This window comes from Falsirhodobacter xinxiangensis, assembly GCF_004959935.1.
GTDB classification, from domain to species: Bacteria; Pseudomonadota; Alphaproteobacteria; order Rhodobacterales; family Rhodobacteraceae; genus Falsirhodobacter; species Falsirhodobacter xinxiangensis.
This window is the reverse complement of the sequence record NZ_SMYN01000004.1, coordinates 1-21,488: the sequence shown is the minus strand read 5'-3', so window position 1 is coordinate 21,488 and position 21,488 is coordinate 1. Positions and strand designations below refer to the sequence as shown.

Genomic DNA, 21,488 nt, shown 5'->3' with positions numbered 1-21,488 from the left:
AAGGGGCCCGAAGGCCCCTGATCTCATTTCTTCTTCGGCGGAACGAACCGCTTGGATGTGTCACGCGCGTCGCGCGGCGCAGCTTTCGGATTGTCGCCGTGGGATTTGAACCCTGCCGCCCGTGCGGGCTTGTCCGAACTGCCGCCGTGGGATTTGAAGCCCGCCGATTTCGGCTTGAACTTGCCCTCGGGCTTGTCGCCCGCCTTCCAGCGCGGCTTGCGGTCGTCGCCTTCTTCCTTGCGGGCATAGGGGCGCGCATCCTCGCCACGCGGGGCGTAGGGCTTGCGGTCCTCGGGGCTCCACTTGCGCTCAGCACCTTCGCGGGGGGCGTAGGGTTTGCGATCCTCGCGCGGGGCATAGGGCTTGTCGCTGCGCGGCGCGCGGGGCTTGTCGTCCCGCTTCTCATAGGGCTTGCGCTCCTCGGCGCGCGGGGGACGGGGGGCGCGGGGCGCATCCTCATCCTCGACGAAGCGCGACGGCTTCGGCGTATAGGCCGGCTTGTCACGCTTTTCATACGGCTTGCGCGGGGCACGCTCGGGGCGGTCCAGCGTGGGCTCGCCGTCCATGCGGGTCATTTCCAGATCGGCTTCGATCTGCTGATGCGCGCCGAACTTGCCCGCAACCGATTTCGCGATCTGCACGAAGGTGCGGTCCTGCTGCACGCGGATCGCGCCGATGTCGTTCTTGGTGATCCCGCCCGCATCGCAGATCTTGGGCAGCAGCCAGCGGGCTTCGGCGCGGCCGGTATGGCCGACCGACAGCGTGAACCAGACCGATTCGCCGAACTCGCCACGCTCGCGCGGGGCCGAGGGCTGGATCGCATCCGACAGCACTTCGGGGGCCGAGCGGCCTTCGCGCCACAGGCGGACAAAGGCGGCGGCGACGGTTTCGGCGCCGAACTTCTCCAGCAGGGTTTCGGCCATCGCGCCTTCGTCACCCGGTGCGGATTGCAGCGCGGAATGTTCAAGGATGCGGACGTCGTCACGCTCCTGCACTTCATCGGCTGACGGAGCCTTGCCCCATTCGGCGACCAGCTTCGCGCCTTGCAGCAGACGCTGGGCCTTGCGGAATTCGGCCTGCGGCACGATCAGCGCCGACACGCCCTTGGCACCCGCGCGGCCCGTGCGGCCCGAACGGTGCAGCAGCGTTTCGCTGTTCGACGGCAGGTCGGCGTGAATCACAAGCTCCAGCCCCGGAAGGTCGATGCCGCGTGCGGCCACGTCCGTTGCGATACAGACGCGGGCGCGCCCGTCGCGCAGTGCTTGCAGCGCGTGGGTGCGTTCCTGCTGGCTCAGCTCGCCCGACAGCGCCACGACCTGAAACCCGCGATTGCCCATGCGGGCCAGCAGGTTGTTCACGTTCGCGCGCGTCTTGCAGAACACGATCGCCGTCTTCGCCTCGTAGAAGCGCAGAAGGTTGAAGATCGCGTTTTCCTTGTCGCGCGAGGTGACGTTCAGCGCGCGGTATTCGATGTCGGAATGCTGCTTCTTCTCGCCCTGCGTCTGGATGCGCAGCGCGTCGTTCTGGAAATCCTTGGCCAGCGCCGCGATTTCCTTCGGCACGGTGGCCGAGAACATCAGCGTGCGGCGGTCTTCCGGCGCGGCTTCGAGGATGAATTCCAGATCGTCGCGGAAGCCCAGATCCAGCATCTCGTCCGCTTCGTCCAGAACGGCGACGCGCAGGCCGGACAGGTCCAGCGAACCGCGCTCGATATGGTCGCGCAGACGGCCGGGGGTGCCGACGACGATATGCGCGCCGCGGTCCAGCGCGCGTTTTTCCGTGCGGTAATCCATGCCGCCGACGCAGGTGGCGATGATCGCACCCGCCTCGCCATAAAGCCACTCAAGCTCGCGCGCGACCTGCAGCGCCAGCTCGCGCGTCGGCGCGATGGCCAGCGCCAGAGGCACGTCCGCGAACAGGAGCCGGTCGGCCCCGTTCAGCAGTTCCGGCGCCATGGCGATGCCGAATGCGACCGTCTTGCCCGATCCCGTCTGGGCGGACACCAGCACGTCGCGCCCCTGTGCTTCTTCGGCCAGAACGGCCTCTTGCACTTGCGTGAGCGATTCATAGCCCTTGGCTGCCAGCGCCGCGGCCAGCGGCGCGGCGATCTGCGTCATTTCAGTCATTTTCTTTTCCCAAAGGGGGTGTGCACATTGCCACCCGATGAACGGCACCGCCTGTCCCCCTTTGCGGTCGGGCCTCCTCGCCCCACCTTTCCGGACACCGCCGAAGCCGAAGGGGGGCTTCTACACGCAAGTGGCAACGATGTATAGCCCCGCTTGACCACCCGCCCCAATCGAGTAGCTTTCGCGCGAATCCAGAGCCAAGGAGTTCCCCAATGGCCCAGCGACTGCACCTCGTCTTCGGCGGCGAACTGGTCAGCCCGTCCAAGAACGTCTTCAAGGACGTGGCCGAAATCGACATCATCGGCATGTTTCCCGATTACGATTCGGCCTTCAAAGCGTGGAAGGGTGCGGCGCAACGCACGGTGGACGATGCCCACATGCGCTATTATATCGCCCACATCCACCGCCTGCGCGATGAGGCGCAGCCGGCTTCGCCCACCGAGGAACTGGGGGCCTGACCCGTCGGAAGTGAATGGCGTATCCGCTTGGCCTAAAGCTTTATCTGCTTGCCCATCGGGGCGACGCTGCGCCTGACGCGCCGCCGCCCCGGCCCGAGGGGCGTCTGGTCTGGCTGCACGCGCCCGATGCGGATGCCGCCCGCCCGCTGGCCGAGCTTGCCCGCCGCATCATGGACGAGCCGGGCTATGCCGTGATGATCACCGGCCCTTCGGGAACCGCGCTGCCGGATGGCGCGGTCCTCGTCCCGCCGCCGGCGGAGGGCGCGGTGAAGCCATTCCTCGATCATTGGAAGCCCGATCTGGCCGTATTTTCGGATGGCGAGCTTCGCCCCGCGCTGCTGGGCGAGGCATCGTCGCGGGGCGTGCCGATGATGCTGGTCGATGCCCGTGCGCCAGTCCTGCCGCACAGCCGCGATGCGTGGTGGCCCGGCCTGACCCGCGCGCTTCTGTCGCGCTTCGCCCATATCCTGACGCTGGACGAAGCTTCAGCCCGCGCGTTTCGTCGGTGGGGTGCGCCTGCGGATGTCGTCAAGATCGCCGGGCGGATGGAGGAAGGCACCCGCCCCCTGCCCTGCACCGAGGCCGAGCGGGCCGAGCTTGCCCGCCTGATCGCCACGCGCCCCGTCTGGCTGGCAGCGGGGCTGACCGCCGCCGAAGAAGAAATCGTGATCGCCGCGCACCGTTCCGCGCTGCGCCTGTCGCACCGACTGCTGCTGATCGTGGTGCCCGAGGACCCCGAACGCGCCACCGGTCTTGCCGAACATCTGGAGGCGGAGGGTTTCACCGTCGCCCGCCGCGCCTTCGACGAGGAACCGGACGCCGAGGCCGAAGTCTATGTCGCCGACAACCCTGCCGAATACGGGCTATGGTATCGGCTGGCTCCGATCTGCTTTCTGGGCGGAACCTTCTCGGGCGGGGCGGTGCGCGACCCGATGGAGGCGGCCTCGCTGGGGTCGGCCATCCTGCATGGGCCGAAGCCCGGTCCCTATGGCGGTGCGATCTCGCGACTGGCGGCCGCCAAGGCGACGCTGCCGGTCGCGCAGGCCCGCGTTCTGGGCGATGCGCTGGGCGATCTGATGTCGCCCGACCGCGTGGCATGGCTGGCGCAGGCGGCCTGGGGCGTCGCGTCCGACGGGACCGAGGTGACGGACAGGGTTCTGGCGCTGGTGGAACGGATGATGGACGAATGAGAACGCCGGGTTTCTGGTTCACCGATGGCTGGCAAAGTCGGCTCCTGTCGCCGCTGGGTGCGCTTTACGCGGCGGGAACGGCGCGGCGTCTGCGCAAGGCGGGATACCGCGCCGGGGTTCCGGTCATCTGCATCGGCAACATCAACGCGGGCGGCACCGGCAAGACCCCGACCGCCATCGCGCTTTTGCAACGGCTGGCGGCGCGGGGCGTGGCGGCGCATGTCGTCTCGCGCGGGCATGGCGGGTCGCTGGAAGGGCCGGTGCGAGTCGCGGGCCAGACCGCCGATCAGGTAGGGGACGAGCCGCTGCTGCTGTCGGCCTTCGCGCCGGCATGGATCGCCCGCGACCGCGCGGCGGGCGTGCAGGCGGCAGAAGCCGCAGGTGCGCAGGCGGTCCTGCTGGATGACGGGTTCCAGAACCCATCCGTGGTCAAGGACTTGTCGATCGTGGTGGTGGATGCCGCCAAGGGTTTCGGCAACGGTCGCTGCATTCCCGCAGGCCCGCTGCGCGAGCCGGTCGCTGTCGGGCTGGCGCGGGCCGATATGCTGCTGTCCATCGGGGGCGGGTTCGATGCGCCGCAGGGCATCACCCATCTGACCGGGCATCTGCGCCCCCTGCAGATGGGAATGGGGTGGGAGGGAGAGCGTGTGCTGGCCTTCGCCGGGATCGGCCACCCCGAGAAGTTCTTCGCCACCTTGCGAGCCGAAGGCGCCCAGATCGTCCGGGCAGAGCCGCTGGACGATCACCAACCCCTGACCGACGCGCTGATGCGGCGGCTGGAGGCGGAGGCGGCTGCCCTGGGCGCGCAGCTTGTCACCACCGAAAAGGACGCGGTGCGTTTGCCCCCCGCCTTCCGGGCCAAGGTGCTGACCCTGCCCGTCCGGCTGGAGATCGACGACTGGGGGCCGCTGGATGCGGCCCTGTCGCGGATCGGCTTATAGCTCGGCGTCGAGGATCTCTTTCAGGTCCTCATAGCTCATGTTGCTGTGCTTTTCGCCGTTGATGATGATCGTGGGCGTGCCGGTGATGGCATCGGCCTCGGCATTCTTCTGATAGCTGTCGACCAGCGCCTGCGCCATCGCCGCATCACCCATGCAGGCGTCGATGGTCGCGTTGTCCATCCCGGCCTGACGGCCGATGCGCTTCAGGTTCTCCACCACGACCGACGGGTCCTGCGATCCGGCCCATTCGCGCTGCGTGTCGAACAGGATGTCGGAAATCCCGAAATACCGCATGTCGCCGCCGCAGCGGGCCATCATCGCGGCCCAAAGGCCGTAACGGTCGAAATACACCTCGCGCATGACGAAGCGGACCTTGCCGGTGTCGATATATTCGGCCTTCAGCTTGTCGAAGACATTGGTGTGGAAATCCGCGCAATGCGGGCAGGTGTAGGAGGCGTATTCGACCAGCTCGATCGGGGCGTCGGCGCTGCCCATCGTCATGTCGCGCACCTGCGGCGCCTCGGTCGCCGTTGCGGCCGGGGCGGCAGCGTCCTGCGCATGGGCCACACCGAACGAGCCGAGCGTGGCGACCAGCGCCAGCATTGCAATGTTTTTCATCTGCGTTTGCCTTCTTTGGATTTGGCGCGCAGCATGAAGTTCTGCGCAAGATTTTCGAGTGCCGCCTTCAGCCCGTCATCCTGAACGCCCGACGCGACCCGTTCGGCGTCGGCGCGAATCTGCGGGTCGGGCGCGGGGGCCGGTTTGGGTGTCTGTTCGAACTGCGCCTGCCCATCCGCGAACCCGCTGGCTGCCGTCTGGGTCAGCGAAATACGCGAGATGGCGGAATAGCCGTAGCAGGCATTGACCCGTTCCACGATGCGCGGAAGCTGCATCTGGATCATGGGCGCATGGGCGGGCATCACCAGAAGCGTCAGCGTCGCGCCGAAGCCTTCCTTGGCATAGCCGACCTTGACGGGGCGGGTCATGCGGGCCAGATCCTCGCCCACGATCTCGGCCCAGCCGGTCAGAAGCCGCGTGACCGCGAAGCCCCGTTTTTCCCCCGCCGCACGGATGCGTTCGCGCAAAAGGCCCGAGGCAGGCTCGAACCCGCGAAAGCGGCGTTGGGGGCTGGGAGGCTGCAGGGCCATCTGGTTCCTTCCGGTGATCGCGCCTATCTTATCCGCGCAGCCGCGCCCCTTGCCAGCGCAATGCAGCGACAGAAAGCATAAACATTGCGTGACACGGACTTAAGCGAAACCTTGCTGCATTGGTATGACCGCCATGCCCGCGCCCTGCCTTGGCGCGTGCCGCCGGGGGATACTGCGCGGCCCGATCCCTATCGCGTCTGGCTGTCCGAGGTGATGCTGCAACAGACCACCGTGGCCGCCGTGCGCGACTATTTCGCGCGGTTCACGGCCCGCTGGCCGACGGTGCGGGATCTGGCGGCGGCGGCGGATGCCGATGTCATGGCCGAATGGGCGGGACTTGGCTATTACGCTCGTGCCCGAAACCTTCTGAAATGCGCGCGGGCGGTGGTGTCGGATCATGGCGGAGTGTTTCCCGATACGCGCGACGGGCTGCTGACGCTGCCGGGGATCGGTCCCTATACCGCTGCCGCCATCGCCTCCATCGCGTTCGACGAGCCGGCCACGGTGGTGGACGGGAATGTAGAGCGTGTGATCTCTCGCCTGCGGCTGGTGGAAACCCCGCTGCCGGTGGCAAAGCCCGAGATCACGCGGCTGGCGGCTGACCTGACCCCCGCGCTGCGGCCCGGCGACTATGCGCAGGCGGTGATGGACCTTGGGGCCACCATCTGCACCCCGCGATCGCCCGCCTGCGGCATCTGCCCGTGGATGGACCCGTGCGAGGCGCGGGCGACAGGAGTGCAGGCCACCCTGCCCCGCAAGGCGCCCAAGACCGCAAAGCCGGTGCGCGAGGGGGTGGTCTGGCTGGCCCGGCGTGGCGGGCAATGGCTGCTGGAGACGCGGCCCGAACGCGGGCTTCTGGGCGGGATGCCCGGCTGGCCCGGCGATGCGTGGGATGGATCGGGGGGCGAGGCTCCTCTGGACGCCGATTGGAAGGCGATCGGCGAGGTGCGCCACACCTTCACCCATTTCCACCTGATCCTGACCGTCATGTTCGCCGACACCAGCGGCAACCCGCGCCGGGGCGATTTCCGCGCCGTGACGGGGGCCGAGCTTCCCACGGTCATGCGCAAGGCTTTCGATCTCGCCAAGGTTGTGCCAAGATAGGCGAAACTTGGGGGTGACGATGAAACCAGCCTCTGAAGTCGCCCGCCTTCGCCACGCGCTTCCCTTCTGGCTTTCGATCCTGACCGTGCCGCTGGCGATTGCCGGGGCGGCATGGGGCGGGCTGTGGACGCTTGCGCTGCCTATCTTCGCATGGGCGCTGTTCGACGTGCTGGACCTGCTGTTGGGGCTGAACACCGAAAATGCCGATCCCCAGACGGGGGACGAGCATCTGTTCTGGTATCGGCTTGTGACGCTGGTCTGGTTCCCGATCCAGTTCGCGCTGACCTTCGGGCTGATCTGGTATGTGACGCGATCGGACCTTGGAACGGCGGAGCGGATGACGCTGTTCTTCGGCATGGGCATCATCTCGGGTGCGATCGGCATCGTCTATGCGCATGAGTTGCTGCACCAGAAGAACCGGGCCGAGCGGTGGTTGGGCGATCTGCTGCTGGCGACTGTGCTTTACAGCCATTTCCGGTCCGAACACCTGCGCGTTCATCACCTGTGGGTCGGCACGCCGCGCGACCCCGTCTCGGCGCGGTACAACGAGGGGTTCCACCGCTATTTCTGGCGCGTGCTGCGCGATTGCCCGCGTTCGGCCTGGCAGGCGGAGGTCGCGTTTCTGGCCCGTGGCGGGCATGGGGCCCTCAGCCGTCGCAACCCGTTCTGGCGATATGCCGCGCTGCAGATGGCGATGCTGGCGTTGGCGTTGGCGCTTGGCGGATGGCAAGGGCTGCTGCTGTTTCTCTGGCAGGCCTTCGTCGCCATCTGGCAGTTGGAGTTGACCAATTACATCGAACATTACGGCCTGACCCGCCGTCACCTGGGCGAAGGGCGATATGAACCCGTCGGCCCGCGCCACAGTTGGAACGCAGCGCACAAGGCGTCGAACTGGCTGCTGATCAACCTTCAGCGCCATTCGGACCATCACTACAAACCCGACCGCCGCTTCCCGCTGCTTCAGACCCATGCCGAAGATGCCGCACCGCAGCTTCCCTTCGGTTATCCCCTGATGGCGGCGGTTGCGATGATCCCGCCCGTCTGGCGGCGCGTGATGAACCCCAAGGTGCGGGAATGGCGGAGAAAACACTATCCTGACATTGCCGATTGGAAGCCTTACAACCGCGGGCAGAACCCGCTTCCGCGGGGAACCGGATGAACGGATCGGTGTTGCCTCGCCATGGATGCAGTTGCGGAAAACGGCGATCTTGCCGACCTGATGGAACGGATCGCGGAACTGGGTGACGGCGCCGAGGACGTGTCGATCGCCGATCTGAAATCGGTCATCGGCGAACGGAGCTTCGGCCCCGCCCTCGCCATTCCGGCCATCGTCGAAATCTCTCCCATCGGGGGGATACCGGGGCTGCCGACGCTGATCGCGCTGCTGGTTGCGATCGTCGCGGCGCAGATCCTGTTCGACCGGGATCACCTGTGGCTGCCGGGGTTTCTGGAAAACCGCCGGGTGAAGGGCGCGCGGCTGGCCAAGGGGATGCGCGCACTTCGCAAGCCTGCGAACTGGATCGACGCGCTGCTGGAGCCTCGGATGCGTTGGGTGACGAAGGACCCCACTTTGCGCGTGCTTGCGGCGCTGGTGATTCTGCTCTGCTGCACCGTGCCGCCGCTGGAGCTGATCCCCTTCGCGTCAAGCATCCCGATGGGGGCAGTGGCGCTGATCGGCCTTGGGCTTATGGCGCGGGATGGGCTGGCGATGCTGGTGGCCGCCGTGCTGTCATCGGCGACATTCTGGGGACTGTTCGAGGTGGCGAACGGCGCAGTATAGCGTGACAAACCAAAGACCTTGCCATGCGCAGCGTATGGTCCGACAAACTAAAGACCCTGCCATGCGCAGCGCATGGCAGGGCTAGGTGGCATCGCGGACAGGCAGCTTCCCGCGATGCGGGCAAACCTGTCAGTTCATCTCGTCGCGTATCTGCTGGCGCAGCATGTCGATGGGGATCAGCTTCCCCTCGCGCTGGAAATGCCAATAGGTCCAGCCGTTACAGGACGGCGCACCCTCCAGCTTGGCCCCGACCTGATGGATCGAACCCTTCACCGCGTCCTGCGCATCGACCAGCGTGCCGTCGGCACGGATCTTGGCGGTGTGGCGGCTGCCGGTGGAATAGAGATTTTCGCCCGGCCGCAGCATTCCACGTTCGACCAGCGTCCCGAACGGCACGCGGGGTTCGGCACGTTTCGACCCGGTGACCTCCAGCGCGGATGCCTCGATCCGGCGGACGCGAGCGATGCGTTGGGCGGCGATCTCGCGATACTCCTCCTCCCGCTCGATCCCGATGAAGTGACGGCCCAGCATCTTGGCGACCGCGCCGGTCGTGCCGGTGCCGAAGAACGGGTCAAGCACCACGTCGCCCGGATTGGTCGTGGCCAGGAGCACGCGATGCAACAGCGATTCGGGCTTCTGCGTCGGATGCGCCTTGTCGCCGTTCGCGTCTTTCAGGCGTTCATGCCCGGTGCAGATCGGCAGCGTCCAGTCCGAACGCATCTGCGTGCCCTCGTTCAGCGCCTTCATCGCTTCGTAGTTGAAGGTGTATTTGCTGTTTTCCGACTTCGACGCCCAGATCAGCGTCTCATGCGCATTGGTCAGGCGTTTGCCGCGGAAGTTCGGCATCGGGTTCGTCTTGCGCCAGACGACATCGTTCAGCATCCAGAACCCTTGGTCCTGAAGCGCGGTGCCAAGGCGGAAGATGTTGTGATAGCTGCCGATGACCCAGATCGCGCCGTGCGGCTTCAGGATACGGCGGGCGGCAGCCAGCCAGGCATGGGTGAAGCGGTCATAGACCTGGAACGACGCGAACTGGTCCCAATGATCGTCCACCGCATCGACGCGGCTGTTGTCGGGGCGATGAAGCTCGCCCTTCAGCTGAAGGTTGTAAGGCGGGTCGGCAAAGATCAGATCGACGCTTGCCTCGGGCAGCGCATTCATCCGTTCGATGCAGTCGCCCGCAAGTATTTCGTCCAAAGGCAGCGTTGCCACCTTTGCTGTTGTCTTCGCCATCGTCTGCCTCATGAATCCCGGCTTTTCGCCGTGGTATTGTGGATAACTCATGGGGCATTTCTGGGGATGACGTCAAATCCTTTATTGAATCAAGAGCTTGCCAAAACCCCTTGATACAAGATGTTGTGGACAGGTTTGAACGAACGCCTATGGTGCGGCGTGACCCCCAAATCTAGGAGCGCGGCTTGATGGCGAGGGGTGGGATAGCCTGCATTCGTCTCCCAGCCATAGCCGGGATGCTGCCCTGCCAGATCCACCATCAGCGCATCGCGGACCACCTTCGCCACGATCGACGCGGCAGCAATCGACAGCGATCGCGCATCTCCGCCGATGATCGCCACCGCTTCGCAGGAAAGGCCTGCACAGATCATGTTCCCGTCGATCAGCACGTGGTCGGGCGATTCGCGAAGGCCCTGAACCGCGCGCACCATCGCAAGATGGCTGGCGCGCAGGATGTTGATGCTGTCGATCTCCTCGACCGAGGCATGGGCGACCGAGACGTCAGCCACCTCCAGCAGTTCCTGATACAGGTCCATCCGGCGGGTGGCGGTCAGCTTCTTGGAATCGTTCAGCCCCTCGGGGATGCGATTCTCGTTCAGCCAGACGGCGGCGGCGGTGACGGGACCGGCCAGCGGGCCGCGGCCCACCTCGTCCACGCCGACGATGCGAAGAAAGCCCTGAAGGCGGGCGGTGGTTTCAAAGGACAGATCGGGCATGCCCCCGTTCTATCGCATCGGACGAAAAGTGGAAGGCGGAGGCTGCTCACCCCTCCGCCCTCCGGTGTTCCGGGCTGGCTATGGGGGCACAAGGGATGCCGCCCGGAAGATGGTGGAGGCGAGGCATGAACCCCGCCCCCGAACCGAACCCTGCGCCGGGGACGTTGACAGCGCGCAGGTCCGGATGCGGTCAGCGGCGCGCGTGTTCGCGCAGGCAACGCTCGTTATAGACGGCGATCACCTCGCCGCGGCGGCGGTCGTAATCGCTGATGCAGCGTTCCGGCAGGCGCGCCTCGCGGCGATCACGGTCGCGATCACGGTGGCGGTGCCCGTGATGGCGCCCGTTGTTCCAGTCGCGGCGATCCTCCCAGCGGTCGCGCTCTTTTTCCTTTTCGCGGTTGTCGTGGATGATCTTGGCGCCCAGCGCGATGGCGGCGATTCCGCCCAAGGTGCGGACCGTGTCCTCGTCGGCGCGGGCCGGAACGGCGGCGGCGGTCATGGCGCCGAATGCGATGGCGGCAGCGGTGACGGTGCAGGCCAGACGGCGAAGCGATGCGTCGAACATATGCGATGTCCTTCTTCGTGGAATGGCCGCGGCGGGGATCGCTGCGGCTGTGGGATCGAAACTGGGTCGGACCGCCGGGTCAGGCAATTTCCGCGCGCGTGACATGCCCAAACGCGCCGCTGTTATGGGATAACAACCCCGGCAAACCCCTTTGGATATTGAATAACCCCGCGCATCCGGGCAGGGTCGGCCCATCAGCGAGGAGCCGCCGATGATCCGTCTTGCCCTGCTTCTGACCCTTTGCGCTTTGCCCGCGCACGCCGCCTGCTATGCCGATTACAAGGCAAAGCGGGACAATCCCCTGCGTTTGCATTATGGGGTTGCCGAAGTTCCGGAATGTAACCCGGACATTGCGCGTAAGGCATTGCAAGGGCGTCTTGGCCGCGAGGGTTGGACGCTGCTGAACATATTGTCGGTGTTCGGCCCGGAAGGGCTGGAGGAAAGGAAAGCAAGTGCAGGAGATTATTTCCTCCGCTTCTGAAAGCCGGGGCGGCCGCGTCGTCGCCTGGGGCATCGTCGCCGTGATCGCGATCCTGCTGGCCGCCGGGGTTCTGCTGTTCATCAGCCTGCCCGACGCCAACGTCTTCAATTCCAAGGTCGAGCGCCTGTTCGTCGAGAACATGGAGCTTCGCCTTTCGAACGAGCTTCGGCTGCTGGAGATATTGGCCCAGTCCGGCACGGCCTTCACCGAGGTTCTGGCGTCGTATCGCATGGTGATCTTCGTGCTGCTGGTGTTTTCCAGCGCGCTTCTGCTGGCCTCGCTGGTGTTTCTGGTCACGATCATCGCGCAGAACCGACGCATCGCCGCGATCCAGCGGTCGGGGATACAGGTATCGTCCCTGCGCATCAGCCGCGAGGCACGGGCCGTCTATATCAACGATATGGAATTCACTCTGACGGAATCGGCCATCGAGACGTTGAGCGTTCTGGCCGAGGCGCGGATGGATGACGAGGTGCTGACCGGCGCGCAGATCGAATCGATGATCGCGGGCAAGGACGATGCCGAGGAAGCCGCCGGCGCGGTCCGCATCAAGCGGCTGCGCGACGCGCTTGGCAACCAGATGGTGAGCGAACTGCTGGTCAAGACCGTGGCAAGACGCGGATACATGCTGGCCGTCGCCAAGGACGTGATCCGCGTCGTCTGATTGTCACGATCTGCTTGCATGACAGGGGTTCGGGCCATATATGCGCCCATCTTTCCCTTTTTCCTGCCGGGGGTTCGCGATGATCCAGACGCCGTATTACCTGATCGACGAAAGCGCGCTTCAGGCGAACATGGAAAAGATCGAGCGGCTGTGCGAGCTGTCAGGCGCAAAGGCGCTGCTGGCACTGAAATGCTTCGCGACCTGGCCGGTCTTTGGCCTGATGTCGAAATACATGGCGGGGACGACCTCGTCTTCGCTGTATGAACTGCGTCTGGGCCGCGAGAAGTTCGGCAAGGAAACCCACGCCTATTCCGTCGCATGGGGCGAGGACGAGATCGACGAGGCCGTGGGCTACGCCGACAAGATCATCTTCAACTCCATCGGCCAGCTTGAACGGTTCGAGGATCGCGCGGCGGGCATCGAGCGCGGGCTGCGCCTGAACCCCGGCATTTCGACCAGCGGTTTCGATCTGGCCGACCCCGCGCGCAAGTTCTCCCGCTTGGGCGAATGGGACAGCGAGAAGATCGCGGCGGTGCTGGACCGCATCTCGGGCTTCATGATCCATTACAACTGCGAGAACGGCGATTTCGACCTGTTCGACCGCCAGCTTTCGGATATCGAGAACCGCTTCGGCAACCTTCTGGGCGGCGTGAAATGGGTCTCGCTTGGCGGCGGCATCCACTTCACCGGCGAGGGTTATCCGCTGGAGAAGCTGGCCGAACGGCTGCGCGCCTTTGCCGACAAGTTCGGCGTTCAGGTCTATCTGGAGCCGGGCGAGGCGTCGATCACCAACACCGCCAGCCTTGAGGTCACGGTTCTGGACATCCTCGACAACGGCAAGAAGCTGGCCATCGTGGATTCGTCGGTCGAGGCGCATATGCTGGACCTGCTGATCTATCGCATCGCGGGCAAGATGAACACGACCGGCCCGCACGAATACCAGATTTGTGGAAAGTCCTGCCTTGCAGGCGATATTTATGGTGATTTCAGTTTCCCCGAACCGCTGAAGGTCGGGGATCGGCTGTCGATCGCGGATGCCGCGGGATATACGATGGTCAAGAAGAATTGGTTCAACGGCGTCAAGATGCCCAGCATCGTCGTCCGCGAACTCGACGGCACTCTGCGCACGGCGCGCGAGTTCGGCTATGCCGACTATGCCTCCAGCCTCGGCTGAAGGCCCTTCCCTCTGTCCTTAAAGGAGACGGTTCGAAGTGAAACGAAACGTGTTGATCATCGGTGCTGGTGGAGTCGCGCAAGTCGTGGCCCACAAGGCCGCGCAAAACAACGATCTGCTGGGCGATCTGCATATCGCCTCGCGCACGGTCGGCAAATGCGAGGCCATCATCGCGTCGGTCCATGAAAAGTCGGCCATGAAGGTTCCGGGCAGCTTTACTGCCCATGCCGTGGACGCGATGGACCCCGGCGCGGTCGCAACCCTGATCCGGCACACCGGCGCACAGATCGTGATCAACGTGGGTTCTGCCTTCGTGAACATGACCGTGCTTGAGGCATGCATCGAGACGGGCGCAGCGTATCTGGACACCGCGATCCATGAAGATCCGGGCAAGATCTGCGAAACGCCGCCGTGGTACGGCAACTATGAATGGCGCCGGCGCGAGCGTTGTGCAGCCGCAGGCGTGACGGCGATCCTTGGCGTCGGCTTCGATCCGGGCGTGGTGAACGCCTATGCCAAACTGGCTGCCGATGAATACCTCGACACAGTTTCGTCGATCGACATCGTGGACATCAACGCAGGATCGCACGGGCGCTGGTTCTCGACCAACTTCGACCCCGAGATCAACTTCCGCGAGTTCACCGGCACGGTCTATAGCTGGCAGAAGGGCGCGTGGCAGGAAAACAAGATGTTCGAGGTCGGGCAGGAATGGGATCTGCCCGTCGTCGGCACCCAGAAGGCCTATCTGACCGGGCATGACGAGGTGCATTCGCTGTCGGCCAACTACCCCGATGCCGATGTGCGGTTTTGGATGGGCTTCGGCGATCACTACATCAACGTGTTCACCGTGCTGAACAACCTTGGCCTGCTGTCGGAAAAACCGGTCGTGACCGCCGAGGGGCTGGAAGTGATCCCGCTGAAGGTGGTGAAGGCGGTGCTGCCCGACCCTGCCTCGCTGGCGCCCGACTATGTCGGCAAGACCTGCATCGGCGATTTCGTCAAAGGCACCAAGGACGGGGCCGAGGCGGAGGTGTTCATCTATAACGTCGCCGATCACAAGGAAGCGTTCGAGGAGACCGGGTCGCAGGGCATCAGCTATACCGCCGGGGTTCCGCCGGTGGCTGCGGCGATGCTGATCGCGGATGGCACTTGGGACGTGGCCAAGATGGTCAACGTCGAGGAGCTGGACCCGCGCCCGTTCCTTGGCCTGTTGAACGGCATGGGTCTGCCGTCGCGCATCAAGGATGCGGCTGGCGATCGTGCACTGACCTTCTGATATTCGGGCGCCCCGGCTTAAATCCGGGGCGCTTGTTGCCCGCGCGCCACCATCGGCGGATTGTCGCTCAAATTTCACTTGAACCGGCACGTCAGGTCTGCGCATGGTCTGGGCATACCTCATGCGTTTTTCACCGTGCGGCTTTTCAAGGCCAAGTCCTGTTGCCTACGGTTTCTCACCCAATATTTGCAGCGTGATTCTTGTGCGGAAAGGCTCGGGCTGCCGACCTTGTCACATCCGCAGACGGGACGGCCGGCGCGAAAGCGTCGGCCGTTTCCGTTCAACCGCCCGAGGTTCCCGTCCGCGCCGCGCTGGTCGCCCCGAAGCCCCCGCGCGAGGACACATCGGCGCGCGACATCGGCGGCTTGCCCACGGTCGTCGCGGCCTTGTTGAACGCCGCTGCGTTCAGTTTCCCCGCGCCGTTGTTGGTGGTGATCGAAGTACCGCCCGGCGTCGCGAACCGGCCATTCGCGGTGTTGACCAGCGGCTGGCTGGCGAAGCCGCGCCCGCCCGACATCATCGAGCCGATCATGTAACCCGCGATCAGCGGCAGGAAGGAAAAGCCCCCGCCCGGCTGCTGCACCGCATCGGTGCCGCAGTTGCCGACACCGTGCTGTTCCTCGCACACCTGCTGACTGTCATAGCGCGGGGCGGTCGCAAGGTGATCGGCCTCGGCCTGTGCGAAGGCTTCGGCGCAATCTTCGGCGGTGAAGGCAAGGCTGCCCGCATCGGCCTGCGCCTTGCAGCTGGCAAGGTCGGGAAAGGAGGTGACGTCCGATTCCTCCTCGCGGCAGGCGGACAGGGTGAAGGCCGCCGCGCCGACAAGGGCAAGGGCCACGGATCTGGAACGTTTGCGCATCTCGGCCCTCTCAGTCGCGGATGTAATGGGGTTTGAACCGTGAAAGGTCCTGCGTGATCCGCGCCCGATCTTCGCGCAATCCCATGCCGACGCAAGCCTCTCCGACGATCCACGCGCCGATGATCGGGCGGAATCCGTCGAAGACCGGCAGCGGGTGATAGGCCTGCACGATCCGGGCGTGTTCGTCATAGCTGCGATCGCCCGAGGCTTCGGGCTTCTGCCCTGCCTCGACGATCGTGATCGACGCCCCCTCGCGCGAGAAGACGGGCTTGGACACATGCCCCTTCGCCAGCACGTCGCGGCTGCGGTCGAACAGATCGCCGGGGGATGCACCGTCGCCGCGCAGGGCGCCCGCGACATCCGCCTCGAAGAACGCTGGCAGCAGGTTCGGGTGACCCTCGAACATCTGCCACAGCATCGGCAGGATCGCCTTGTTCGACAGAAGCGCCTTCCATGCCGGTTCGATGAAACGGCAGCCGGACGTCGCCACATGCACCGCGAAATCGTCGCGCAGCAGGTCTTCCCACGGGTAAAGCTTGAACAGCGCGCCCATCACGCGGGATTCATTGTCCAGAAACTGCCCGTCGGTGGACAGCGCGATCTGGCCAAGGTCGGTGTAATGCGCACCCAGCCCCGCCTCGCGCGCGGCCCATGCCATCGCCTCGACGGTGGCGTAATCCTCGGGGTTGCCCTCGACGGCGGCGAAATGGACGTCGGTGTTCGGTGCGAAGATCTGGCCGAAGCGTTCGACCAGCGCCTCGTGGATGCCGTTGAACTGATCGTCCCCCTCCCGCAGCGCACCGGCGGCGATCTGGTCCTCCAGCCATTGCCATTGGAACGACGCCGCCTCGTAAAGCGAGGTCGGGGTGTCGGCATTGTATTCCAGCATCTTGGCCGGACCGTTGCCGTCGAAGACCAGATCGAAGCGACCGTAAAGCTCCGGCTCGCCGGCGGTCCAGCTGTTCGCGACCAGATCCCAATGCTCTCGCGGGATGGACATGCGGCCCATCAGGTCTTCGGAGGTGACGATGCGAGAGACGGCCTCGCGGCACATCGCGTGAAGCTCGGCAGCGGGGGCTTCGATACCCTCCTCCACCTCGGCCAGCGTGAATTCATAGACGCTGGATTCGTCCCAATACGGCTCGCCATGCATGTCGGCAAAGGTGAACCCCGCCTCGGCTGCGGTGTCGCGCCAATTTGCCCGCTCGGGTATCGAAATCTTCCTCATCGCGCTCCTCGCCCGCTGTCCGCATCTCCTATGTCAGATGCGCGGCGGCGATGGAACCGCGCCCTTCGCCGCATCGTTTCAATGGGGATGGAGGACCCTGTCATGACCAAACCAGACAAGCCCGAGACGACCAAACCCGAAGCCGAGCGCGACATCCGTCCCGCCGGACCGAAGGAGATGGAGAACCCGCCGAAAGAGTGGACGAAGACAGACGAGGAAAGCGACGAAAGCTTTCCCGCCAGCGATCCGCCCGGCAATTACTGATCTTGCGAAGGGCGGCGCTTCACGCAAGAGTGCCGCCCATGACAACCTTTGCCATCCTGCGTGAAAGCCCGCTCGCCCCCGATCTCGCGCTGCTGATGCAGCGCCATACCGAGGCGATGCATGCCGATACCCCACCTGAATCGATCCACATGATGGATGCCGGGGCGCTTGCCGCGCCTGGCATTTCGTTCTTCGTCATGCGCGACGGGGCAGAGGCCGTCGCGATGGGTGCGATCAAGGTCGAAGGCGACCATGCCGAAATCAAGTCGATGCACGTGCTTTCGGAACGTCGCGGGCTCGGGCTTGCCCCGCGGCTGCTGGACCATCTGATTGCCGAAGCGCGGCAGGCAGGCGTCACCCGCCTGAGTCTGGAGACGGGATCGCAGGCAAGCTTCGCCGCGGCACGCGCGCTTTACACCCGCCGCGGCTTTTTCGAATGCGGCCCTTTCGGAAGCTACCGCCCCGATCCGAACAGCACTTTCATGACGCTGACGCTCTGATCAGCGCGATTTCTGATACAGCTTGGCCGCGATCTCGAACATCTCCTCGGGGGCGTAATCGGGGGTGAAGGCAGATGGCACGCCGGTCAGATCGTGGATCTTGCCGCCATCGGGCATCCCTTCCACCACTTCCAGTTCCCCCGGCGGATCGTCGGGCAGCGCGACTTCGCCATTGCCCCAGATGCCCTTCATGTCCTGATAATCCTCGCCGCTGAAGGTATAGAGGCGACGGTGCGAGCCTTCCTGAAGATATTTCTGGCATTCGGGGATATTGCCCAGCGGGATATTGGGCGTGGGCAGGAACTTGTCCAGATCGACCCCGGTGATCTTCTTCAGCGCCAGCGCATAGGCATGGGCATGGACCGAGCCGCGGACCAGAAGATAGCCGCAGACCTCGCGCCCGGTGGGATCGGTCAGGCTTTCATAGACGCGCAGCTTGTGCAGACGCGCGCCGCATTCCAAGTGGAAATTGTGCAGCAAATCCACGATCAGATTGCCCGTGGTCGTGACCATATCTGCATTCCAGGACTGCGCGTTGCTGTTGATCGGCATGGCGCCGCCGCCGTTGGAATAGAAGGCACCCGCCAGCCGCGCATCCTTCATCGCCTCGTAGGGCGCGCCCGAGATGTCGCCGCCCATTTCGGTATCATCCTTGTCGGAATCCGGTCCGTTGGCCAGCATCGCAACGCCGTTGCTGACGAGTTCCACATGCCCCAACTCCTCGGCGGTGATGGCCGCGACGAGGCTGTAGAACGGGCGAAGCTTGCTTTTGCTGCGGAAGTTGAAGCTCTGGAACATGTAGTTGCCCAGAGTGGACATCTCGCCATACTTGCCGCCCAGCAGTTCTTGCAGGGCGGCGGCGGCGTTGGGGTCCTGCCGACGCGGCGGCGGGATATCGATCTGCAACTTGTCGACGCGAAGGAACATCAGGCACTCCGGGTTCAAGGGTCACGGGCTGGTGAACCGCGACTTCCGCCCGATGTTCCGAAGCCTCAGGCGCTGCGGGTCTGGCCCTCGTGACGGCCTTCGGCGAATTCTTCCACCAGCTTGGCGCAGAAGGCGGGCAGATCGTCCGGCTTGCGGCTGGTGACCAGCCCCTGATCGACCACGACTTCCTGATCCACCCAGGTGCCGCCCGCATTGCGGATGTCGGTCTGAAGCGAGGGATAGGAGGTCACCGTCCGCCCGCGCACCACATCCGCCTCGACCAGCAGCCAGGGGCCGTGGCAGATCGCGCCCACCGGCTTGCCCTGTTCGATGAAGCGGCGGATGAAGTCGATGGCCTCCTTTTCCGCCCGCAGCGTATCCGCGCCGACCGTGCCGCCGGGGATCACGACGCCATCGAAATCGTCGGCATTCGCCTCGGTGAAGGTGATGTCGACGGCGTGGCTGCCACCCGGCTCCAGATCGCCATTCACCGCCTTGGCGTCATCGGTGCTGGAGCTGACGACGGTGACTTTTGCACCCGCCGCCTCCAGCGCCTCGCGCGGTTTGGTGAATTCCACCTCCTCGGTGCCCTTGGGCGAGATGAGGAAAGCGATGGTTTTTCCGTTCAGTTGCATGTCCTGTCCTTTCATCAATCCCAGAAGCCTTCCTCGACCTCGGGAAGCTGCTTCAGCTCCTCTTGCGAGAGGCGGGTGACATAGGCGAAATCGCCGCCCTCGCCGGGAACGAGCGACACATCGGTCACCGGCAGCAGCACATGGCGGTCGCCAAGGCCGAGGAAGCCGCCGATCTCGGCCACCACGGCGACGAGTTGGCCGGAACGGTCCAGCACCAGATCCTCGATATCGCCGACATCGTCCCATTCGGCGTCGATCGCCGTATAGGTGGCACCGTCGAAGGTCGCCTGCTCGATCCCGGTGGCGACGCTATAGACATTCCCGTCTTCCAGATCGTCCGCACGCACGAGGTCTGCCGCCGCGGACAGATCCAAGGTCGGTTGCTGCGCGAAGGCCGGCACGGCCAGCAGCGAAAAGGCCAACGCGGCGGGGGTTGCGATCTTCATTCGAATCTCCTTGGATTGGGCTGGGCACAACAGGCAGGGTTTGCAAATGTTCCTTGGACCGCATTTCGACATCCTGCGATTGATCGCGGCAACCCACGGATGAATCTTACGCGTTTACCATCAAAGGTGTAGACGCGGAAAAGTGAACGCCCTATGGGTGGGGTAGTTAATCGGCAGTTAACGCCACTTGTTTTACCCGTGACCTATTTTACCCAAGTTGCTCCAATTCTATCGGAGCGTTTTTACGAGTAGGATTTTATCATGTTCAAGGCTCTCGCGGCTTCTGCCGCGCTCGTTTTCGCCATTGCTTCCGGTGCCAATGCCACGACCGTCAAGCATGTCGACGCTTTCCAAGACTTCAAGATCAGCACCGGCCATGTCGTCCAATCGTATTACGAAGGCGTTGAATCGGTGACGTTCAAGTTCTCGACCAAAGGCGGGCTTTTGTCTTATGGCGCGGGTTCGGTCTTTCTGAGCGACGACAAACCGACCAATATCTTCAACCTCGGCAGCTATGAGGGGTCGTGGTCGGTCTGGTTTCTCGACAAATCCGACAAGATCAAGATCACCTTCGATCAGACCTTCAAGGGCTGGCTGACTTTCGTTGGCTTCAAAGGTCACACCAAGGTCGAGGTGAAGGATTACGCCCTTGCCCCCGAAACGCCCCCGGCACCGGTTCCGCTGCCCGCAGCCGGTCTGCTTCTGCCGATGGGGGTCGGCGCATTGGCCCTTCTGCGTCGCCGCAAACGCGCCGCAGCCTGAAACGAAAGAAGGCCCCCGGCAAAATCGGGGGCCTTCTTTATTTAATTATTGTGACCAGAAATGCCCAATTATTTGGGCACTCCAATTCAATAGGATCAGGCCGCCTTTTCAGCTGCGGCATTCACCACGCTTTCGGCCAGGGACGACAGCTTTTCATCCGCGGCAACTTCTTCCTGAAGCGTCGCATCGAGCAGCGTCACCGCCTCGTCCAGCCCCAGCTGGGTCGCCCAAGCCTTCAGCGTGCCGTAGCGCGAAATCTCGTAATGCTCGACAGCCTGCGCGGCCGCCAGAAGGCCGGCATCATGGGCGGGGCTGTCCTTGAACTCCTCCATGATCTCCTGCGCTTCGGAGATGATGCCCTCGATGGCATCGCAGGTCTTGCCGCGCGGACGCTTGCCGATCACTTCGAACACCTGCGTCAGGCGCTCGACCTGTCCCTGCGTCTCCTCCTCATGCGCCTCGAACGCGGCCTTGAGATCCGGCGATTGCGCGGCGCGGGCCATCTTGCGCAGATTGGTCGTCAGCTTCTTTTCGGCATAGTAGACGTCTTTCAGAGTCTCGTGGAAAAGCGTCTCGAGGGTCTTGTCGGCCATTGCTATCTCCTGTGGCTTGGAGAGGACCAGATGTTCGCACGCTGCTCCGAGGCGATCGAGACCGGGCATAGTTGCGCCGCCGTCCCGATTGCCGACGTGTTTCGCACCCAAACGTTGCGGGCGAACAGCGCGCTGGTCATGTTGTCCCTCCTGTCAGGCTCACGCAACAGGACAGCGGCGGGAAGGTTCCAGCAACTCCGCAGCTTGCGGCGATCAGGCCAAAGGAATCCGTTGCGGAAAATCTGTCGAGTTTCGTGCGTTTCCGACGCGATGGAATGGGTTTGCGAACCTTGCCCGCGCAACCGTGCCAGGCGTTTAGGATGCTAGAGCAGATAGTCGGCTCGGTGAGGCGATCTGACATTCGCTTGCTGTGCTGCGTGGGTCGAGTGAGCTACTCCCCTGAAATCGGACAGTGACG

The 21,488-nt window shown here is 64.3% G+C and carries 25 protein-coding genes; 13 read left to right on the top strand and 12 right to left on the bottom strand.

From position 1 onward, the window contains the following. Positions 1–23 precede the first annotated feature (23 nt). The gene (locus E2K76_RS05960) at positions 24–2,126 is read right to left on the bottom strand and encodes a DEAD/DEAH box helicase (protein WP_136683377.1); all 2,103 of its coding nucleotides are present in this window, start codon (positions 2,124–2,126) and stop codon (positions 24–26) included. Positions 2,127–2,338: 212 nt separating this feature from the next. Between E2K76_RS05960 and E2K76_RS05955 the strand changes: the two genes are divergently transcribed. Genes E2K76_RS05955 through lpxK form a run of 3 tightly spaced genes read left to right on the top strand, consistent with a single transcriptional unit; the run spans position 2,339 to position 4,715 of the window. Next, a complete protein-coding gene (locus tag E2K76_RS05955) occupies positions 2,339–2,584 on the top strand; it encodes a DUF4170 domain-containing protein (RefSeq protein WP_136683376.1) in 246 nt (81 codons plus the stop codon). Positions 2,585–2,598: 14 nt separating this feature from the next. After that, positions 2,599–3,774, top strand: a complete 1,176-nt coding sequence (locus E2K76_RS05950; RefSeq protein ID WP_136683375.1) for a 3-deoxy-D-manno-octulosonic acid transferase — start codon at positions 2,599–2,601, stop codon at positions 3,772–3,774. Beyond that, positions 3,771–4,715, top strand: coding sequence for a tetraacyldisaccharide 4'-kinase (lpxK, locus tag E2K76_RS05945; protein WP_136683374.1), 945 nt, complete (start codon positions 3,771–3,773; stop codon positions 4,713–4,715). The genes E2K76_RS05950 and lpxK overlap by 4 nt, the downstream gene beginning before the upstream one ends. Here the strand turns inward: lpxK and E2K76_RS05940 are convergent. Both E2K76_RS05940 and E2K76_RS05935 read right to left on the bottom strand, forming a co-directional pair. Continuing rightward, positions 4,710–5,333 carry a DsbA family protein gene (locus tag E2K76_RS05940; RefSeq protein WP_136683373.1) on the bottom strand — a complete coding sequence of 208 codons (624 nt, stop codon included), beginning with the start codon at positions 5,331–5,333 and terminating at the stop codon, positions 4,710–4,712. The two genes, lpxK and E2K76_RS05940, sit on opposite strands and share 6 nt — an antisense overlap. Then, complete coding sequence (locus E2K76_RS05935) at positions 5,330–5,863, bottom strand: DUF721 domain-containing protein (protein ID WP_136683372.1); 534 nt, start codon at positions 5,861–5,863, stop codon at positions 5,330–5,332. Before E2K76_RS05935 ends, E2K76_RS05940 begins: the two co-directional genes overlap by 4 nt. Before the next feature lie 84 nt (positions 5,864–5,947). On the opposite strand from E2K76_RS05935, the gene E2K76_RS05930 reads away from it, so the two are divergent. The 3 genes from E2K76_RS05930 to E2K76_RS05920 are packed head-to-tail and all read left to right on the top strand — an operon-like array spanning position 5,948 to position 8,747. Next, positions 5,948–6,967, top strand: a complete 1,020-nt coding sequence (locus tag E2K76_RS05930) for an A/G-specific adenine glycosylase (protein ID WP_136683371.1) — start codon at positions 5,948–5,950, stop codon at positions 6,965–6,967. A gap of 19 nt (positions 6,968–6,986) precedes the next feature. Continuing rightward, positions 6,987–8,126, top strand: a complete 1,140-nt coding sequence (locus tag E2K76_RS05925) for an alkane 1-monooxygenase (RefSeq protein WP_136683370.1) — start codon at positions 6,987–6,989, stop codon at positions 8,124–8,126. A 21-nt stretch (positions 8,127–8,147) separates the two neighbouring features. Beyond that, positions 8,148–8,747: an exopolysaccharide biosynthesis protein gene (locus E2K76_RS05920; protein ID WP_136683369.1), complete on the top strand. Its 600-nt coding sequence runs from the start codon at positions 8,148–8,150 to the stop codon at positions 8,745–8,747. Positions 8,748–8,876: 129 nt separating this feature from the next. Here E2K76_RS05920 and E2K76_RS05915 read toward each other — a convergent pair whose 3' ends face one another. From E2K76_RS05915 to E2K76_RS05905, 3 genes are all read right to left on the bottom strand, one after another. After that, on the bottom strand, positions 8,877–9,980 hold the full coding sequence (locus E2K76_RS05915; RefSeq protein WP_136683368.1) for a site-specific DNA-methyltransferase: 1,104 nt from the start codon (positions 9,978–9,980) through the stop codon (positions 8,877–8,879). A gap of 89 nt (positions 9,981–10,069) precedes the next feature. Beyond that, a complete protein-coding gene (locus tag E2K76_RS05910) occupies positions 10,070–10,696 on the bottom strand; it encodes a ribonuclease HII (RefSeq protein ID WP_136683367.1) in 627 nt (208 codons plus the stop codon). Positions 10,697–10,886: 190 nt separating this feature from the next. Further along, on the bottom strand, positions 10,887–11,261 hold the full coding sequence (locus tag E2K76_RS05905; protein WP_136683366.1) for a hypothetical protein: 375 nt from the start codon (positions 11,259–11,261) through the stop codon (positions 10,887–10,889). A gap of 211 nt (positions 11,262–11,472) precedes the next feature. On the opposite strand from E2K76_RS05905, the gene E2K76_RS05900 reads away from it, so the two are divergent. From E2K76_RS05900 to E2K76_RS05885, 4 genes are all read left to right on the top strand, one after another. Beyond that, complete coding sequence (locus E2K76_RS05900; protein ID WP_136683365.1) at positions 11,473–11,742, top strand: hypothetical protein; 270 nt, start codon at positions 11,473–11,475, stop codon at positions 11,740–11,742. Continuing rightward, positions 11,714–12,406 carry a winged helix-turn-helix domain-containing protein gene (locus tag E2K76_RS05895; RefSeq protein WP_136683364.1) on the top strand — a complete coding sequence of 231 codons (693 nt, stop codon included), beginning with the start codon at positions 11,714–11,716 and terminating at the stop codon, positions 12,404–12,406. Before E2K76_RS05900 ends, E2K76_RS05895 begins: the two co-directional genes overlap by 29 nt. Positions 12,407–12,485: 79 nt before the next feature. Beyond that, positions 12,486–13,580, top strand: coding sequence for a carboxynorspermidine decarboxylase (locus E2K76_RS05890; RefSeq protein WP_136683363.1), 1,095 nt, complete (start codon positions 12,486–12,488; stop codon positions 13,578–13,580). 37 nt (positions 13,581–13,617) lie between these two features. Then, entirely contained in the window at positions 13,618–14,856 is a 1,239-nt protein-coding gene (locus tag E2K76_RS05885; protein ID WP_136683362.1) for a saccharopine dehydrogenase family protein, read from the top strand. 280 nt (positions 14,857–15,136) lie between these two features. On the opposite strand, the gene E2K76_RS05880 is transcribed toward E2K76_RS05885, so the two are convergent. Then, positions 15,137–15,715, bottom strand: coding sequence for a DUF1190 domain-containing protein (locus tag E2K76_RS05880; RefSeq protein ID WP_136683361.1), 579 nt, complete (start codon positions 15,713–15,715; stop codon positions 15,137–15,139). Between the two features lie 10 nt (positions 15,716–15,725). Further along, positions 15,726–16,943 carry a glutathionylspermidine synthase family protein gene (locus E2K76_RS05875; protein WP_136683360.1) on the bottom strand — a complete coding sequence of 406 codons (1,218 nt, stop codon included), beginning with the start codon at positions 16,941–16,943 and terminating at the stop codon, positions 15,726–15,728. 102 nt (positions 16,944–17,045) lie between these two features. Between E2K76_RS05875 and E2K76_RS05870 the strand changes: the two genes are divergently transcribed. Together E2K76_RS05870 and E2K76_RS05865 are read left to right on the top strand one after the other, a co-directional pair. Beyond that, complete coding sequence (locus E2K76_RS05870) at positions 17,046–17,207, top strand: hypothetical protein (RefSeq protein ID WP_246032909.1); 162 nt, start codon at positions 17,046–17,048, stop codon at positions 17,205–17,207. Between the two features lie 38 nt (positions 17,208–17,245). After that, on the top strand, positions 17,246–17,707 hold the full coding sequence (locus E2K76_RS05865) for a GNAT family N-acetyltransferase (protein ID WP_136683358.1): 462 nt from the start codon (positions 17,246–17,248) through the stop codon (positions 17,705–17,707). Here E2K76_RS05865 and E2K76_RS05860 read toward each other — a convergent pair whose 3' ends face one another. The 3 genes from E2K76_RS05860 to E2K76_RS05850 form a co-directional block, all read right to left on the bottom strand. Then, positions 17,708–18,634: a manganese catalase family protein gene (locus tag E2K76_RS05860; RefSeq protein ID WP_136683357.1), complete on the bottom strand. Its 927-nt coding sequence runs from the start codon at positions 18,632–18,634 to the stop codon at positions 17,708–17,710. 65 nt (positions 18,635–18,699) lie between these two features. Beyond that, positions 18,700–19,269 (bottom strand): type 1 glutamine amidotransferase domain-containing protein, encoded by a 570-nt coding sequence (locus E2K76_RS05855; RefSeq protein WP_136683356.1) that lies wholly within the window; start codon positions 19,267–19,269, stop codon positions 18,700–18,702. Positions 19,270–19,283: 14 nt separating this feature from the next. Then, on the bottom strand, positions 19,284–19,715 hold the full coding sequence (locus E2K76_RS05850) for a PRC-barrel domain-containing protein (RefSeq protein ID WP_169053216.1): 432 nt from the start codon (positions 19,713–19,715) through the stop codon (positions 19,284–19,286). Between the two features lie 261 nt (positions 19,716–19,976). Between E2K76_RS05850 and E2K76_RS05845 the strand changes: the two genes are divergently transcribed. Beyond that, entirely contained in the window at positions 19,977–20,477 is a 501-nt protein-coding gene (locus tag E2K76_RS05845; RefSeq protein ID WP_136683354.1) for a hypothetical protein, read from the top strand. Positions 20,478–20,572: 95 nt separating this feature from the next. Here the strand turns inward: E2K76_RS05845 and E2K76_RS05840 are convergent, their stop codons facing one another. Further along, positions 20,573–21,070: a YciE/YciF ferroxidase family protein gene (locus E2K76_RS05840; RefSeq protein WP_136683353.1), complete on the bottom strand. Its 498-nt coding sequence runs from the start codon at positions 21,068–21,070 to the stop codon at positions 20,573–20,575. Positions 21,071–21,488 lie beyond the last annotated feature (418 nt).